Here is a 15898-nt window from a genome sequence, read left to right as displayed (position 1 = left end):
ACCTGAACTGATCTAGTCGTACATGAACTGATGCAGGAACGGCGTCATCCGGCGTAGGTAGTCCAGCTGGCTGACGTGCAGCACGTGGCTGCCGGGGAACCAGTGCAGCGCGCACCGTTCCCAGTGCTTCCACAGCGCCACCGCGTGCTCGGGTGGGGCCATCCGGTCGCCGAGACCGGTGATGATCATGCGGCGGTCCTTGGACAGCAGCGGCTGGTAGTTCAGCGGGCCGTGGTAGGCCAGCCCGGCCTGCAACTCCTCGTTGTTGATGCTGGTCAGCCACCTGCCGAATTTGATGAGTGTGCTGGCCGGGAACCACTCGTCGAAGAGATCACCGGGTGTGATGACGGGACAGTTGGGGATGACGGCCTCGAGCCGGTCGTCGACGGAGGCGATCAGCGACGACGTGTAGCCACCGAGTGAAAGTCCGGTCAGCGCAATCCGTTCCACACCGGTGCCCTGCAGATAGTCCACGACGGAGCGAAAGTCGTGCACGGCCTGCGCCATCGCCTCGGCGAAACCGCTCAGCCCGCTGGCGAAGTAGCCGAAACCGCTGAACGGCGAGTGCTTTTCGGCGCGCTTGCCATGAAACGGCAACGTGTACAGCAACACGTCGTAGCCGGACCGGAAATACCAGGGCAGCGAGAAGAACAGGCCGTTGAACAGATACGAGGACCCCATGAACCCATGGATGACACACAGCGTGGGGCGGGGCCCGTCGTCGTGGCGCCAATGTTGGGCCCAGACCACGTTGTTGGCCGGCAGCGCGCTCCACCGCTTGCGCATGGCGGGGTTTATCGCCCGGAAGCTGCTGGGGAACGAGATGTTGTCGATGGTGGCCAGCGCGACCCGTTGTGCGAGCGGACTGGCATGCCGGGTCACGTTTTTCGGCGGTTCCAGCGGAGCCGGGAAGGACAGGCGCGGGTCACGCTCGGCGCCGAGCTCGGCGTAGAACTTCAACTTGTCACGCTCGCTGGCAGAATCGCCGCGCCGCAGATTGCTGCTGACGACGACCGGAGCCACGGTGGCGGCCAGCAGCGCCGATGCCGTTGTGCGCAGTGCGACATCGCTGATCGCCGAGGCCTCCACCACCACCCGCTGGCGGGGCGACAGAGTCGAGCGGGCAGGCAATCCCTCGGCGCCGACGTCGGCGCCGGGTACGTCGGGGATGGGCAGTGGAGGACTGATCGGGTCGGTGTCACCGACCAGGTCCGAGATCTCAGACATCTTCCCGATCGTAACGCGCTGATTGTGGCGGATGCGGGGCCTTTCGACATGCTCGTCAATAATTGGCACCCGGTCGACGCGCATTGGGGGGCCGTCCGGTAATACGGTTTGTTGGTGACACCCTTAAGTGCAGGTGTCGATCAGGAGGACCGATATGTGGGATCCCGACGTCTACCTGGCCTTTGCGGATCATCGCAGCCGGCCGTTCTACGACTTGGTGTCGCGGGTGGGCGCGGACCGGGCGCGGCGGGTGGTCGACCTCGGTTGCGGTCCCGGCAACTTGACCCGGTACCTGGCCAAGCGCTGGCCGCAGGCGGTGATCGAGGCCATCGACAGCTCTCCGGAGATGGTGGCCGCGGCCCGCGAACGCGGGATCGATGCCGTCACCGCCGACCTGCGCAACTGGAAGCCGCAGCCCGACACCGACGTCGTGGTGAGCAACGCGGCGCTGCACTGGGTGCCCGAGCACTCCGACCTGCTGCTCAAGTGGGTCGGTCAGCTTCCGGGCGGATCCTGGATCGCGGTTCAGATCCCGGGCAATTTCGACACTCCGTCGCACGCCGCCGTGCGTGCGCTGGCGCGCCGTGAGCCGTACGCAAAGATCATGCGCGACATACCGTTTCGCGTGGGCGCTGTGGTCCACCCGCCCACCCATTACGCGGATCTGCTGATGGATGCGGGCTGCCGCGTCGACGCGTGGGAGACCACCTATCTGCATCAGCTCACCGGCGAGCACCCGGTGCTGGAATGGATCACCGGCACCGCGCTGGTGCCGGTGCGCGAGCGCCTTGACGACGAAGGCTTCGACCAGTTCCGTCAGGAGCTGATCCCGTTGCTCGACGACGCCTATCCGCCCCGCGCCGACGGCACCACGATCTTCCCGTTCCGCCGGCTGTTCATCGTGGCGCAGGTGGACGGCCGCCGCTCAACTGGTTAACCCGGGCTCGACCTCGTCTTCGATGCCGCGGTCGACCGCGATCGCCGAGCGGCTGGTCGCTGCCGAGCGGTGGATCTTCAGATACGTTTCGGTGTAGCGCACCGAGATCCGGGTGCCGGCGAACTCCGAGGGAATCACGTCACCGGTGCGCTGACGCCAATCGTGCAGCCGGACGGCAAGATCGGCCGCGACGTCATCGGAGTCACCCGGAGAATCGCCGGCCAGCAGATTCGTGGTCTCGGTCGGGTCCGTTCGCAGGTCGTAGAGTTCGCGCTCGGGCCGGGGCGCGCTGACGAACGGAGCGACTGCGATTCCCGACGGGCTCTCCTCGATGTCCCATGGCAGGTCCAACAGCGGCCGGGGGACGTAATTCTCGATGTAGCTGTAGTCCTTGGTGCGGATCGCACGGATCGGGTCGAAGGAGTCGTGGTAGGTCTTCGTGGTGTAGACGTGATCGCGCACCGGAGCGACCTCTTCGGGTGCCAACAGCGCGTCCGCGTGCGACACGCCGTCGACGTCGCCGGGCACCTCGATGCCCAACAGGCCCAGCAGCGTGGGCAACAGGTCGACGCCGCTGAACAATTCGTCGTACACCCGCGGCGCCACGCCCAGGCTGGTCGGTGGCCGGATGATCAGTGCGATGCCGGTTCCGGCGTCGTAGAGGGTGGACTTGGCGCGCGGGAATGCCGGGCCGTGGTCGGTGAAGAAGACCACCCAGGTACTGGCGTCCAGACCGGTCTGCGACAGCGTGTCCAGAATCTGGCCCACCGCCGCATCCGCGGTGGTAATCGACCCGTAGAAGTCGGCCAGGTCGCCGCGTACCTCCGGTGTGTCCGGCAGGTAGTCCGGCAACTGTACGCTCGCGCTGTCGGCCGGTTCGTAGCGATCGTGCGGGTAGGGCCGGTGGGTTTCGAAGAAGCCGGCCGTCAGCAGAAATGGCTGGCCGGACAGGTCAGCAGGGCTGTCCTGCAGCCATTCTCCGACCTTCTCCACCACGTACTCGCAGTAGGAGTTCGACACGTCGAACTCGTCGAAACCAAGCCGCTTGGGATATGACGTCTCGTGCTGCATACCGAAAAGTGCTGAATACCAACCTGATTGGGAAAGTATTTGCGGCAAGGTCCGCACGTCGGTGCGGTATTCCCAACCGTGGTGGGCCAACCCGAGCAGGCCGTTGCTCTGCGGGTAGCGGCCGGTGAACAGCGAGCCGCGCGACGGCGAGCACAGCGGCGCCGTGGCATGGGCCCGGGTGAACAGGATGCCCTCGGCGGCCAACTGGTCCAGTCGTGGGCTCGACACGTCCGGGTGGCCGTAGGCACCGAGGTAGCGCCCGAGGTCGTGCCAGTGCACGAGCAGGACATTCTGCGCGGCTGTTGCCGAGTCACCCATTCACACCGTCCTTTCGTTCTGAGGAGTCTGCCATTGATTTTCCGAGACGAACTCCGGCAGCGGTCGCGCCGTCGTCCAGCCGTCGAGCTCCAGCGCCGGGCGTTCCGGGAATTCCGGCACCGGCCCCACGCACAGGATGGCCACCGGTTCGGCGCCGTCGGGCATGCCCAGCAACGCCGCCAGCCGGTGCGGATCGAACAGCGACACCCAGCCGACGCCCAGGCCCTCGCAGCGTGCCGCCAACCACAGGTTCTGGATCGCGCAGGAGACCGACGCGAGATCCATCTGCGGCAGCGTGCGCCGGCCGAAGATGTGCGTCTCCCGGTCCTCGCACAGCGCCACCACCAGCAGTTCTGCGCACTCCAGCACACCTTCCACTTTCAGGGCCAGGAACTCGGCCTCCCGCTGGCCCAGCGCCGCGCCGGTGAGCTTGCGTTCCTCGTCGACGAGCCCGTGAATGCGCCGTCGAAGGTCACCGTCGGTGATCCGGATGAAACGCCACGGCTGCATCAGACCCACGCTGGGTGCCGCGTGCGCGGCCTGCAGCAGCCGGCTCAGCACCTCCTCGGGAACCCGCGCGCCCGGACGGAAGCGGCGCATGTCGCGTCGTTCCGCGATCACGCGGTACACGGCGCGCCGCTCGGCCGCGCTATACGCGTAATCGGTCATCCGGTCATCGTAGAAACGTGGCCGTCACGGGCTGTAGCTGACGCCCACCGCCCGGAACACGTATTCGGGCGGCACGTCGAACGCCAGCGACCGCCGCGGCAGGCGGGCCAGCACATCCTCGTCCAGGGAGTCCTTGAAATGCAGCGAGAGATGACCGTGGAACCGTTCGTCGACCGCGGCGGTGTCCAGGTCGACTTGTAATCCGGTCGCGGAAATCTCCGCCTTCGCCGCACCCACCTGCGCTTCGTCCCAGCGGACGTCCACGACCCGCCCGGCCAGTTTGGGCACCACCGACATCGTCGCGAGCACCCGCTGCTCGGTGAACGCAAGGGACCCCACGTAACTGGCGATGCTGCCCTGGGACCGCAGACCCGGGATGGAGCCGCTGAACCGCCTGGTGACTGCGACGAACTCGGCGAGATGGATGAGGCCTTCGGCCTCCACCTGCGCATGCAGCTCCGCGGGCAACTTACCGACGCCGAACAACCTACGAAGAATCACGGGCATGACGCCAGTATGTGTCCGATTGGCGTTCGGTGCACCGAGCCTGTATCGATGTAGCCGATGACCAGCCCACGAATTGTCCAGCGCCTTTCGTGGTCTGCATGGCTGGCCTTCGCGGCGGTGGTGCTCTACGCCGCGCTGTGGGTGGGCCACCGGCAGCACTGGGTCTGGCTGCACGATTTCGATTGGGCGCTGCTGAACCCGGCGCACGACATCGGGATCAAGCACGCGGGCTGGGTGCGGTTCTGGGTCATCGTGTCCTTCGTGCTGGGCCCGATTCCGCTGCGGCTGGTGACCTTGGCGGCCATGGTGTTCACGCTGGTGCGACGACGGGTGCGGATGGCGCTGCTGCTGATGCTGTGCGGGCCGCTGAACGGGTTCATCACCCTGGTGGCCAAAAATCTGGCCGGGCGTCCGCGACCCACCACCGCCCTGGTGTACGCGTCCGAGACGTCGTTTCCGTCCGGGCATGCGCTGGAGGCGATGTGCAGTCTGCTGGCGCTGCTGGCGCTGGGGCTGCCGGTGGTGAAAAGCGGGCAGGCACGGATCGTCTTGATGGTGCTGGCCGGGTTGGGCGTGTTCATCGTCGGGGTGGCCCGGGTGGCGCTCAACGTGCACCACCCCTCGGACGTGATCGCCGGCTGGGCGCTGGGCTATGTGTATTTCATGTTGTGTCTCTGGGGTTTTCGGCCCGGGTCACAGCCCCGTGACCCAACCGGGGCTTAACCTTTACTTGACCCTGCGCTACGGCGGGTCTGACGATTGATGCATGCGCCGACTGCTCGCTCAGCTTTGTGCTGTCGTGTGCGCGTTCGTGGTGGCAGGCATGTTCGCACCGGTGGCCGGGGCCGCCGGCAATCCCTGGTTCGCGAACTCCGTCGGCAATGCGACACAGGTGGTTTCGGTGGTGTCGACCGGTGGGTCGAACGCGAAGATGGACATCTATCAACGCACCGCGGCCGGCTGGCAGCCGCTGAAGACCGGGATCCCCACCCACGTCGGCTCGGCGGGTATGGCGCCGCAGGCCAAGAGCGGCTACCCGGCCACCCCGATGGGTGTGTACAGCCTGGACTCGGCATTCGGCACCGCACCGAATCCCGGTGGGGGCCTGCCCTACACGCAGGTCGGACCGAACCACTGGTGGAGCGGTGACGACCACAGCCCCACCTTCAACAGCATGCAGGTGTGCCAGAAGGCGCAGTGTCCCTTCGACACCGCCGAAAGCGAGAATCTGCAGATCCCGCAGTACAAGCACGCGGTAGTGATGGGCGTCAACAAGAACAAGGTGCCCGGCGGTGGTGCCGCGTTCTTCTTTCACACAACTGACGGCGGGCCCACCGAGGGCTGCGTCGCGATCGACGACGCCACGCTGGTGTCGATCATCAAGTGGTTGCGCCCCGGCGCGGTGATCGCGATCGCGAAGTAGGCGAACGCTATTCGCTCACGTCCGCGCGGGCACGGCCGGGTTTGACGTTGAACTTCAGGTCCGCCACCGACATCGTCGCCTCGTAGGTGCGGTCGTAGCCGGTCGCGCTGATCCGCCACCCGTCCGGCGTGCGCCGGTACTGGTCGCGGTAGAACGCCGCACCGATCAGCATGAAGTTGAATTCGGCCACGATCACCCGGTCTTGCAGATACCAGATGCCCGAGGCCGTGTCGCCGTCGACGGTGATCTCCGGGTGATTCACCCGGTGCTCGGTGACGACACCGGGCCCCATGGCTGAGCTCAGGTACTCCACCAGGTCCTTGCGGTTGTCGAAGTGCAGTTCCTTGCCCAGCGACGAGCCGTAGGCCCCGACGATGTCCTCGGTCATCGTCTCGGCGAAGTCGTCCCAGTGCTTGGTATCCATCGCCCGCAGGTAGCGGTACTTGACCTGTTTGATCGCTTCGATGTCTGCCACGGGGTATTCGGAGAGGCTCACCGGCTCATTGCAGCACACCGCGCCGGCCGGGCTGCGGGAGGGCCGGGACGCGACGCGACGGGAGGCGCTTTGTCAATGGTGCCGAACATACCTTTTCGATGACGACACGGCATCGACCAGATACCAATGACGTTGCCGCCGAACCACATTCGGTAACTCCGCGGCTAAGGTTAACGCTGGCTACCGACCCCTATCGACGAAAGCATGGCTATATGTACGACCCGCTGGGGTTGTCGATCGGGACCATGAACCTGGTTGCGGCGGCGAACGGAAGTTCTCCGGTCATCCGTCGCGCTGTGCTCACCCTGTATCCGCACTGCGCCCCGAAACTTGGTGTGTTCGGCGAGAATTCGGCCGATCCCGGCACCCTGATGAGTGCCTTCGTGGAACGAATCGGCGACTCCGTGGCGCTGATATCCCCGGACGGATCCGCGCATGACCCCGACCTGCTGACGGTCGAGGCGCTCGACGCGATGGTGGTCGCCGTCGGTGCCGATGCGAGTTCCGCCGACATCACGATTGCCGTTCCGGCGCACTGGAAACCGGCAACCGTGCAAGCCTTGCGCAACGCCCTGCGAACCCACGTGGGGTTCGTCCGCAGCGGGATGGCGCCCAGGCTGGTGCCGGATGCGATCGCGTCTCTGACGGCGGTGAACGCGGAGGTCGGCGTGCCCACCGGGGGTGTGGTGGGGTTGCTCGACTTCGGCAGCTCCGGCACCTACGTCACGCTGCTGGAAACCAAGGATGAGTTCGAACCCGTCAGCGCCACAATGCGTTACGACGACTTCTCCGGAAACCAGATCGACCAGGCGCTGCTGTTGCACATGATCGACGAGCTGGGTCACGGGGACATCGACACGGCCGGCACCGCGGTTCTCGGTCAGCTCGGTGCGCTGCGGGAGCAGTGCCGGGAGGCCAAGGAGCGGCTGTCCACCGATGCCGTCACGGAACTGGCGGCGGAGCTCTCTGGCGCCGGCGCCGCGCTCGAGCTGACCCGGGAGAGGTTCGACGATCTGATCGCCGACCGGCTGACCGGCCTGATCTACGCCTTCGATGACATGCTGGCCCGCAACAATTCCAGTTTCGCCGACCTGGCGGCGGTGGTGACTGTCGGAGGCGGTGCCAACATTCCGCTTGTCAGCCAACGCCTTTCGTTCCACACTCGGCTGCCGGTGCTGACCGCGTCGGACCCGGTGAGTGCGGCCGCCAAAGGTGCTCTGCTGATGGCGACGCGCAATGACCTGATGGACCTGCGGACCCGGACCTCCATCGGGCTGCTGGCTGCGGGCGCCAAGGCCGCCGGCACCAGCGTGATCGACCTTCCGGCCGGCGACGTGATGGTGATCGACCAGGACGCGTTGACCGATCGCGAGCTGGCCTGGTCGCAGACCGAGTTCCCCGAGGTGCCGACCCCCTTCCAGGGCGACTCCTACAACGAAGACGGCCCCTGCTTCTCCATGCGGCTCAACATCATCGACCCGCCCAAGGCGCCGCGGCGGCGGCTGCGGGTGTCGCAGTTGTTGATTGGTCTGTGCGCCGCGGTCGCGATGACCGCGGTCGGCGGGGTTGCGATCACGCTGACCGCCGTCGAGCAACGTCACACTCATCACCCGGCGCCGATCGTGCCCACCGTCGCACCCCCGCCGGTATCGCCGAGCGCGAAGTTGCCCAATCCGATCCCGACCAGTCCGGCAGCCCCCAGTCCGCTGCCGCCACCGCCCACCGAGGCGGCGGTTCCCAGTGCGGCTGCACCTACCAGTGTCGAGACGCCGCCGCCCCCACCACCGCCTCCACCGTCTCCCGCCATGACGACGACCAGGCCGGCTCCGCCGCCCACCACCACACACCCGCCCGTCGCCACCACCACGCCGCCCACCTCCGAGCCGCCCTCCACCAGCGAGCCGCCCAGCGCGGCCGAGGCGCCCAGCGCGGCAGAGGCCCCCGCCACCTCGGAGCCGCCGCCGGTGAAAATGACGACGCAGTGGCTGCACGTCCCACTGCTCCCGCTGCCGATCCCGATCCAGGTGCCGGCCAACCAGGTGCCAGCCAACCAGGCCCCCGCCAACCAGGTGCCGCAGAACGCCAATCCGCAGAACCCGTTCTCCTCGCCAGGGGGTCCCTGACCGGCGCTTCTCATTTGAGCTTCATAGGAATCGCTCCCTGCCTCGATGTGCGCGAGTAGGGTTTGAGCTGGCAAACTGCATACAGGCCAGCTGAATCGGTCGCTCCAGCAGTGGGGCGGACATCTGTCGACGGCGGCCCGCGCGGTGCGCCGGTCCGCCTAGACCCCGTGACCAGCTTGCACATGGCTTGGAGGGGTTATGGACATCGTGCTTGGGGTATCGATGGAGACCTCAGCAGTCCGGATGGTGCTGATCGAGGGCGCGAATGCTGACGGCGCGACCGTCGAGGAAGACAGCATCGACGTCACTACCCAGGAGGGCCCAGACGGCGGTGACGCGGCGACCGACCGGGTGATCGCCGCGCTGGTGGGCACCCGGGAAGGCGCGGCCGAGGGCGGCTATCAGCTGTCCTCCACCGGCGTCACCTGGACGGACCCCACCGAGGTCGCCGCGCTGCGGCTCGAGCTCGCCGCGCGCGAGGTCGGCAGTGTGATGCTGGTGTCGCCGCTGCTCGCCGCGGCCGCGTTGGCGCAGACGGTGGGCGCCGCCCTCGATTACGAGCACATCGCGATGCTGTTCGTCGAGGCCGGCAACGCCACGCTCGCCGTCGTCGAGATCGCCGACGGCTCGATCGTCGACCTGCACCGCCAGTCCGTGAGCGAGGAATCGCCGGCGGCGGGGCTGGTGACGATGGTCGCCGGGCTGGACGCGCCGGGTTCGCGGGCCGACGGCGTGTTCCTCATCGGATGTGGCGTCGACATCGTCGGCGTGAAGCCGGCTGTGGAGGCCGCGACGTCGTTGGTGGTCAGCTGCCCCGAAGAGCCGGAGATGGCGCTGGCCAGGGGCGCCGCGCTGGCATCCGCGAATGCGCCGCTGTTCGCTTCCTCGACGTCCGCACTGGCCTACGCGCTGGATCCGGGCACCGGTGAGGTGAATCCCCGCGCGCTCACCCCCAGCTACCTCGATGTCTGCGCCATGGCCGGAGTCAGTGAAGGCGCGCTGGCTTACAGCGCGGTGGACGAGGAGACCGACCCGGCCGCCGAACCCGAGACCGACACCCGGCGCAAGCCATTGGTGCTGGTGAGTGCGGCCATCGCCGGAGTCGCGGCGGTGGTGGCCGGGGTGCTGATCGTCTCGCTGGGCTCGCATGTCCGCCCGACCGCGGCCCAGCAGCCCAGTCCGCGTCAGAGCGTCGAGACACCGGCGGCCCAGGCGCCCGCCACCGAATTGCCGGCTCAGGTTTTGCTGCCTGCCCCCAGCGCGGCACCACCGCCGCCGAGCGCCACGCCGGTCCCGCCGCCGCCCGTGCAGGTCGCGGCAGCGCCCCCGGCGCCACCTGTGATTCAGCAGGCGCCGCCGCAGACCGTGACCCGGCCCGCGCAGGCGCCGGCTTATGTGGCGCCCGCGCCGCGCCGGCAGCCCACCCAGCAGGCGGCCCCACCGGTGCAGGCGCCGGTGCAACAGGCTGCCCCGCCGTCGGCGCCGCCGCCGGCGGCGCCCGCACCGGCCGCCCCGGCGCCGGCAGCGCCACCGACTCCGGTCATGACGATGTACCTGCACCTGCCGTTCGTGTCGATTCCGATCCCGATCAACCCGCCACCGCCACCGGCCCCGCCCGCGGAGCCGGGGCCGTAGCGGAACCGCCGGGTTGAGCGCAGACTGGGCCTATGAGCGATAAGGGTGGATCGGGCGGCGGCTTCGGGTTCGATCCCGAGGATTTCGATCGGGTGATCCGGGAGGGCACCGAGGGTCTGCGTGATGCGTTCGAGCGGATCAGCAGATATGTCGGGTCGCCCGGCGGGCGCCCGGGCTGGTCGTTGCTCTTTGAGGACCTCTCCCGCCGCAGCCGCCCGGAACCCGAAACCACCGGTGAGGCCGGTGACGGCGTCTGGGCCATCTACACGGTGGACGCCGACGGCGGCGCCCGGGTCGAGCAGGTCTACGCCAACGAACTCGACGCGCTGCGCGCCAACAAGAACAACACCGACCCCAAGCGCAAGGTGCGGTTCCTGCCGTACGGCATCGCGGTCAGCGTGCTCGACGATCCGACGGATGCCCCGGCCAAAGACGCAGACAGCGATCCTGCGTAGTCTCTGCCGGTCGTCTTGCCGAATATCGGGGCAGCGCCGAACAGGTAGCCATCTCCGCGGCCTCGATCTGTACGCAATGTTGTGCGGTCAGCGGCACGGCGGCTGACTGTCGCGGCCACGGCGAATCGCGGACTCACACAGAATCTCGATGTCGTACCCCGTTGGGAGGATGGGGTTATGTCGGTGACGGCCTTGGCGGGCTCTTTTCAGAGGCCTGCGGTGAAGCGTGTGGATGTGTTGTTTGAGGAGTTGGCGGAGTTGGCGGGGCAGCGCAACGCGATTGATGGGCGGATTGTGGAGATCGTCGCGGAGTTGGATCGTGACGGGTTGTGTGGGATGACGGGGGCGCGGTCGGTGGCGGCGGTGGTGGCGTGGAAGTTGGGGTGTTCGCCGGCGAACGCGCAGACGGTGACGGCGGTGGCGCATCGGGTGGCGGAGTTTCCGCGGTGTGTGGCGGGTTTGCGGGAGGGGCGGTTGTCGCTGGATCAGGTGGGGGTGATCGCGGCGCGGGCTGGGGACGGCTCGGATGCTCATTATGAGCAGTTGGCGCGGCATGCCTCGGTCAATCAGCTGCGGACCGCGATCAAGTGTGAGCCGCGTCCTAAGCCTGATCCGCGCCGGCAGCCGGCGATCGTCAAGACCGGCACTGAGGAGTCCACGTGCTGGCGGATCACGTTGCCGCACACCGAGGCGGCGACGTTTGAGGCGGCGCTGGGCGCGCATCGGGAGGCCTTGGTCGCCGAATGGAAGAGTGATCGCGCCGAACGCGGTGAGTCGGAGTCGGCGCCGCCGATGCCGGACACGCTGGATGCGTTCTTGCGGCTGGTGGAGGCGGGTTGGGATGCCGAGGCTGCCGCGCGTCCGCACGCCGCGCACACGACGGTGGTGGTGCACGTCGATGTCGACAAGCCCGCGGGCGCGCTGCACCTGGGCCCGTTGTTGAGGGAGGGCCAGCGCCAGTACCTGAGTTGTGATGCCACCTGTGAGGTGTGGTTCGAGCGCGAGGGCCGGCCGATTGGGGCCGGGCGGACGACTCGCACGGTCAACCGGCGGTTGCGCCGTGCGTTGGAGCACCGCGACCGCTGTTGCGCGGTGCCCGGTTGTGGGGCGACCCGCGGCCTGCATGCTCATCACATCCGGCACTGGGAGCACGGTGGCCCCACCGAGCTGATCAATCTGATCCTGGTTGGTCTGCCCGTATCACCATCGGTTGCATCACCGCGGGGAGATCACGATCTCCGGTGACGCCGAGCACCTGACCGTGACCGACCGCGACGGCGACATCCTGCGCCCCGGGTCCCTGGCCCGCCCACCCACCAGCACCCCACCCCAGGTCCCGCCCTACCGCGGGCCCAGTGGCGAACGCGCCCAATGGAAGTGGTACACCCCCTTCGAACCCAAACCACCACCCACCACCAACTAAAGCCCTTCTGTCAGCCACGGGTCGAGGCTCAAACATGTTGCGGCGCATAGAGTTAATGTGCGCATCGGCGCATCGGCGCATCGGCGCACCGGCGTGTCACGCCGAGCGCCCGGGTTGCCTGACCTGAGTCAACCCTGTTCGACGACGTTCCCGCTGCCGCTCTTGCTGATCTTCGGCGAGCCGGAGTGATAGACGACTTTGTTGTTCAGCCCGGCGGCTTCGATGGTGTCCACGTTGTCGACGGTGACGACGTTCTGCAGGCCCGACACATTGACCGTCGCGCAGTGGCCGGTGAGTGTCACCGTGTTGGAGATGCCGCTGATGTTGATCACATTGCCGGTGCAGGCGACGGTCTTGTTCTCGTTGATGCCCGAGATCGTGACCTCCTCGCCGGCCGGTGCGGTGGCCGACGGGGACGGACCCGCGCTCGGCGCGTGCGTCTTGCCGGTGGAGGGTGCGGTCCGGCTCGGCACGGTGCCGGGCGACTCCGAGGTGCTCTCGGTCGGGGACGGCACGACGAGGTCGTCGTGAGAGAACTGGTGGGCGGCGTAGGCGGCGATGCCACCCACCAGCACAAGCACGCCGAGGACGCCGACCGCGGCCAGGATCCAGAACCAGCGCATGCCCGATGATGACCGGGGGGTGCTGCCGGAGGAGTACGGGCTGCTGTAGCCGTAGCCCGGCGGGGGCATGTTGGACGGCATGGGCGGCGGTACCGGCCCCGGCGGAGGAGGCGGGTAGTCGTAACCGCCGGCGGAGCCGAGACCGTAGCCCGATTCGGAGGCGCGTGCCTGATCAGCCAGGGGTTGCTCCAGCTCCCGGATCCGGGCTTCCGGGTCATCCTCTGGTTTCATGCCTGAGATGCTCCCATATCGGCGACGTCGCGGAATAGGCTCGGCGTCGTGCCCGAGTTGCCGAATCGCCAGATCCTGTTGCGCCGCCGCCCCTCCGGTCTGGTGCAGCCGGACGACACCGAGCTGGTCACCCGTCCGGCGCCGGAACTCGCCGACGGCGAGGCTCTGCTGCGCACCACCTACGTGGGCATCGACGCCGCTCTGCGCACCTGGCTCGACGACCAGCCCAGCTACCTGCCGCCGGTGCAGCTGGGTGAGGTGATCCGGGCGGCGGGAATCGGCGAAGTCGTCGAATCACGTTGCGCTGCTTACGCTGTCGGCGACATCGTCACCACGCTGACCGGCTTCCAGGAGTATGTGGTCATCCGCGACGACATCTTCAGCACACCCATCCCGGGCGAGGACGACCAGCTGGCCATCATGTCGGTGTACGGGCCCACGGGCGCCACCGCCTACTTCGGCATGACCGACATCGGCCGCCCGCAACCGGGGGAGACCGTGGTGGTCTCCGCCGCGGCGGGCGCCACCGGCTCGGTCGCAGGGCAGATCGCCAAGATCGCCGGCGCCCGGGTGGTGGGTATCGCGGGCGGCCCCGAGAAGTGCCGGGCGGTGGTCGAGGACTTCGGGTTCGACGCGTGCATCGACTACAAGAACGACGACGTGGTGGCCGGACTCAAAGAGCACTGTCCGCGTCGCGTCGACGTCTATTTCGACAATGTCGGCGGACCCATCCTCAACGCGGTGCTGGGCCGGATCGCGTCCAAGGCGCGCGTGGTGCTCTGCGGTGTCATCTCCAGTTACCTCACCGGCGAGCACCCGGGACCGGCCAACTACGTGAATCTGCTGTCCAAGACCGCGTCCATGCAGGGCTTCAACGCACTCGATCAGTGGGGCCGCTTCGACGAGGCGTTCGCCAACCTGCGCCAGTGGGAGTCCGAGGGGCGCCTGCGGCACCGACAGACCATTTACGACGGCATCGAACAGTGCGTCGACGCTCTCAACGGACTTTTCACCGGGGCGAATATCGGCAAGACGCTGGTCAAGATCAGCGAGCCGGGTTGAGTCCACGCCCGCGCTGACGTGACGTCATCCGGTGGCCACCGTGCGAAAAGCTTGCCGCACTGACCTGGAGCGACGCAGACACCGCCTCGCCGGAGTCAACGCAACGCGCAGCGGGCTGCTATCTTCCATGCCATGCCACAGATGGACCGTCGCCGCATGCTCATGATGGCGGGATTCAGCGCACTGGCGGCCGCGACCGCGGCCCCGATAGCAAACGCCAGCCCGTCCCGGCCGGCCGCACCCGCCGGCCCAGCGCCGGTGCCGGCCGCCCCCGCGGCCGGAGCGGCCGGTGGATTCATCTGGCACGACGAGTTCGACGGACCGGCCGGTTCTGCACCCGACCCCGGTAAGTGGGCGATCTCGAACTTCCGGACGCCGATCCGCAATCCCGTCGGATTCGACCAGCCGCAGTTCTGGGGGCAGTACCGCGACAGCCGCCAGAATGTGTTCCTGGACGGCAATTCCAACCTGGTGTTGCGCGCCACCCACGATGGCCACGGCGGCTATTTCGGCGGCCTGGTGCACGGCTTGTGGCGCGGCGGCGTCGGCACCACCTGGGAAGCGCGGATTAAATTCAACTGCCTGGCTCCGGGCATGTGGCCGGCATGGTGGTTGTCCAACGACGATCCGGGCCGCAGCGGCGAGATCGACCTGATCGAGTGGTACGGCAACGGCACGTGGCCTTCGGGCACCACCGTGCACGCCAACCCCGACGGCACCGCGTTCGAGACCAACCCGATCGGCGTCGACGGCGGCTGGCACAACTGGCGCGTCAAGTGGGACGTCACCGGGATGTATTTCTGGGTGGACTATGCCGACGGCATGGCCCCGTACTTCTCGGTCCCGGCCACCGGTATCGAGAACCTGGACGAGCCCTTCAAGGAGTGGCCGTTCAACGACCCGGACTACACCGTGTTCCCGGTCCTCAACCTGGCCGTCGGTGGCTCAGGCGGCGGCGACCCGGCCGCCGGCAGCTACCCGCAGGACATGCTCGTCGACTGGGTGCGCGTCTTCTGACGCCCGAGTTTCGACGGGTGTGCCCTAGTTCGACAGGTGCAGGTACCAGAGCCCATCGTCGCCCTGGCGGCAGTCCCAGTGGGTGTAAGCCCCGTCGTTGTGAGTGATCTCCACGTGCGGGCCGTCCGCCTGGCAGGCCGCTAGCGTCGCGTAACTGCCTTCGACCTGCACTTCATCGGCGTTGGCTACGGCTACTGCGGTGGTGAGCAGCGCGGCGCCGGCCGTCAGAATCCCGGCAGCGAACATGGTCTTCATCTTCGAGCCCCCTTCAGACACTGTTGCCTCTCGTGTTGCCCGATCCGGCGAAACCGAAACTGTGACCACACCCCGTTCGAACGTATGATCGAAAAATGGGGCGGCTCGCGTCGATCGGGTACAACGGGCAACCGCTCCGCGGACCTTTCCGCCCGGTACGGCCGTCGGTGCCGGTGCTGGTGGATCTGACGGTGTTGTTCCCGCGCGAGCCGCACCGCTCCGGCCGCTATCACCCGAACGGCCTGCAGTTGCACAAGGTCGTCGAAGGCAGGCTGAGCTGCTGGGGGCTATGCGAACAGGGCGACTGGTGGGGGCTGGTGACCTACCCGGTGGAGTTCGGCGCCCGGCAGAAGTCGGTGACGCACTGGGTGCCGGCCTGGACGCTGCGCCGAAAAGGTGAGCGGCCGTGAGGTTCTGCCACCCGCC

General features: G+C 67.6%; 16 protein-coding genes and 1 pseudogene. 10 read left to right on the top strand and 7 right to left on the bottom strand.

From position 1 onward, the window contains the following. Positions 1–12 precede the first annotated feature (12 nt). Positions 13–1227: a S9 family peptidase gene (locus QXH22_RS10855; protein ID WP_306243008.1), complete on the bottom strand. Its 1215-nt coding sequence runs from the start codon at positions 1225–1227 to the stop codon at positions 13–15. A gap of 154 nt (positions 1228–1381) precedes the next feature. Between QXH22_RS10855 and QXH22_RS10850 the strand changes: the two genes are divergently transcribed. Continuing rightward, positions 1382–2164, top strand: coding sequence for a trans-aconitate 2-methyltransferase (locus QXH22_RS10850; RefSeq protein ID WP_306243006.1), 783 nt, complete (start codon positions 1382–1384; stop codon positions 2162–2164). Here QXH22_RS10850 and QXH22_RS10845 read toward each other — a convergent pair. Genes QXH22_RS10845 through QXH22_RS10835 form a run of 3 tightly spaced genes read right to left on the bottom strand, consistent with a single transcriptional unit; the run spans position 2153 to position 4729 of the window. Then, on the bottom strand, positions 2153–3553 hold the full coding sequence (locus QXH22_RS10845) for a sulfatase (RefSeq protein WP_306243004.1): 1401 nt from the start codon (positions 3551–3553) through the stop codon (positions 2153–2155). The genes QXH22_RS10850 and QXH22_RS10845 overlap by 12 nt on opposite strands. Further along, the gene (bluB, locus tag QXH22_RS10840; RefSeq protein ID WP_306243003.1) at positions 3554–4222 is read right to left on the bottom strand and encodes a 5,6-dimethylbenzimidazole synthase; all 669 of its coding nucleotides are present in this window, start codon (positions 4220–4222) and stop codon (positions 3554–3556) included. Between the two features lie 24 nt (positions 4223–4246). Beyond that, positions 4247–4729 carry a hypothetical protein gene (locus QXH22_RS10835; protein WP_306243001.1) on the bottom strand — a complete coding sequence of 161 codons (483 nt, stop codon included), beginning with the start codon at positions 4727–4729 and terminating at the stop codon, positions 4247–4249. Positions 4730–4786: 57 nt separating this feature from the next. On the opposite strand from QXH22_RS10835, the gene QXH22_RS10830 reads away from it, so the two are divergent. Both QXH22_RS10830 and QXH22_RS10825 read left to right on the top strand, forming a co-directional pair. Continuing rightward, the gene (locus QXH22_RS10830; RefSeq protein WP_306242999.1) at positions 4787–5452 is read left to right on the top strand and encodes a phosphatase PAP2 family protein; all 666 of its coding nucleotides are present in this window, start codon (positions 4787–4789) and stop codon (positions 5450–5452) included. 43 nt (positions 5453–5495) lie between these two features. After that, positions 5496–6152 carry a L,D-transpeptidase gene (locus QXH22_RS10825; protein WP_306242997.1) on the top strand — a complete coding sequence of 219 codons (657 nt, stop codon included), beginning with the start codon at positions 5496–5498 and terminating at the stop codon, positions 6150–6152. A 7-nt stretch (positions 6153–6159) separates the two neighbouring features. On the opposite strand, the gene QXH22_RS10820 is transcribed toward QXH22_RS10825, so the two are convergent. Continuing rightward, entirely contained in the window at positions 6160–6666 is a 507-nt protein-coding gene (locus tag QXH22_RS10820) for a nuclear transport factor 2 family protein (RefSeq protein ID WP_306275565.1), read from the bottom strand. 194 nt (positions 6667–6860) lie between these two features. Between QXH22_RS10820 and QXH22_RS10815 the strand changes: the two genes are divergently transcribed. The 4 genes and pseudogenes from QXH22_RS10815 (at position 6861) to QXH22_RS10800 (ending at position 12284) form a co-directional block, all read left to right on the top strand. Beyond that, positions 6861–8771 (top strand): Hsp70 family protein, encoded by a 1911-nt coding sequence (locus tag QXH22_RS10815; protein ID WP_306275564.1) that lies wholly within the window; start codon positions 6861–6863, stop codon positions 8769–8771. Positions 8772–8969: 198 nt separating this feature from the next. Further along, a complete protein-coding gene (locus tag QXH22_RS10810; protein ID WP_306242992.1) occupies positions 8970–10406 on the top strand; it encodes a hypothetical protein in 1437 nt (478 codons plus the stop codon). 32 nt (positions 10407–10438) lie between these two features. Next, positions 10439–10861: a hypothetical protein gene (locus QXH22_RS10805; protein ID WP_306242990.1), complete on the top strand. Its 423-nt coding sequence runs from the start codon at positions 10439–10441 to the stop codon at positions 10859–10861. A gap of 177 nt (positions 10862–11038) precedes the next feature. Next, positions 11039–12284 (top strand): annotated as a pseudogene (locus QXH22_RS10800) (DUF222 domain-containing protein). Between the two features lie 128 nt (positions 12285–12412). On the opposite strand, the gene QXH22_RS10795 reads toward QXH22_RS10800, so the two are convergent. Continuing rightward, entirely contained in the window at positions 12413–13138 is a 726-nt protein-coding gene (locus QXH22_RS10795) for a DUF3060 domain-containing protein (RefSeq protein WP_306242986.1), read from the bottom strand. A 48-nt stretch (positions 13139–13186) separates the two neighbouring features. Here QXH22_RS10795 and QXH22_RS10790 point away from each other — a divergent pair, with 48 nt between their 5' ends. Continuing rightward, entirely contained in the window at positions 13187–14200 is a 1014-nt protein-coding gene (locus QXH22_RS10790) for an NADP-dependent oxidoreductase (RefSeq protein WP_306242984.1), read from the top strand. A gap of 132 nt (positions 14201–14332) precedes the next feature. Continuing rightward, positions 14333–15217, top strand: a complete 885-nt coding sequence (locus tag QXH22_RS10785; protein WP_306242982.1) for a family 16 glycosylhydrolase — start codon at positions 14333–14335, stop codon at positions 15215–15217. A gap of 24 nt (positions 15218–15241) precedes the next feature. Here the strand turns inward: QXH22_RS10785 and QXH22_RS10780 are convergent, their stop codons facing one another. Then, positions 15242–15472 carry a hypothetical protein gene (locus QXH22_RS10780; RefSeq protein ID WP_306242980.1) on the bottom strand — a complete coding sequence of 77 codons (231 nt, stop codon included), beginning with the start codon at positions 15470–15472 and terminating at the stop codon, positions 15242–15244. Between the two features lie 95 nt (positions 15473–15567). Here QXH22_RS10780 and QXH22_RS10775 point away from each other — a divergent pair, with 95 nt between their 5' ends. Beyond that, positions 15568–15882 carry a hypothetical protein gene (locus tag QXH22_RS10775; RefSeq protein WP_306275563.1) on the top strand — a complete coding sequence of 105 codons (315 nt, stop codon included), beginning with the start codon at positions 15568–15570 and terminating at the stop codon, positions 15880–15882. The last annotated feature ends 16 nt before the right edge of the window (positions 15883–15898 follow it).

The sequence above is a fragment of the Mycobacterium sp. TY814 genome, assembly GCF_030755175.1.
In the GTDB taxonomy this organism is placed as follows: Bacteria; Actinomycetota; Actinomycetes; order Mycobacteriales; family Mycobacteriaceae; genus Mycobacterium.
The sequence above is the reverse complement of the archived record's forward strand: the minus strand, read 5'-3'. Positions and strand labels throughout refer to the sequence as shown.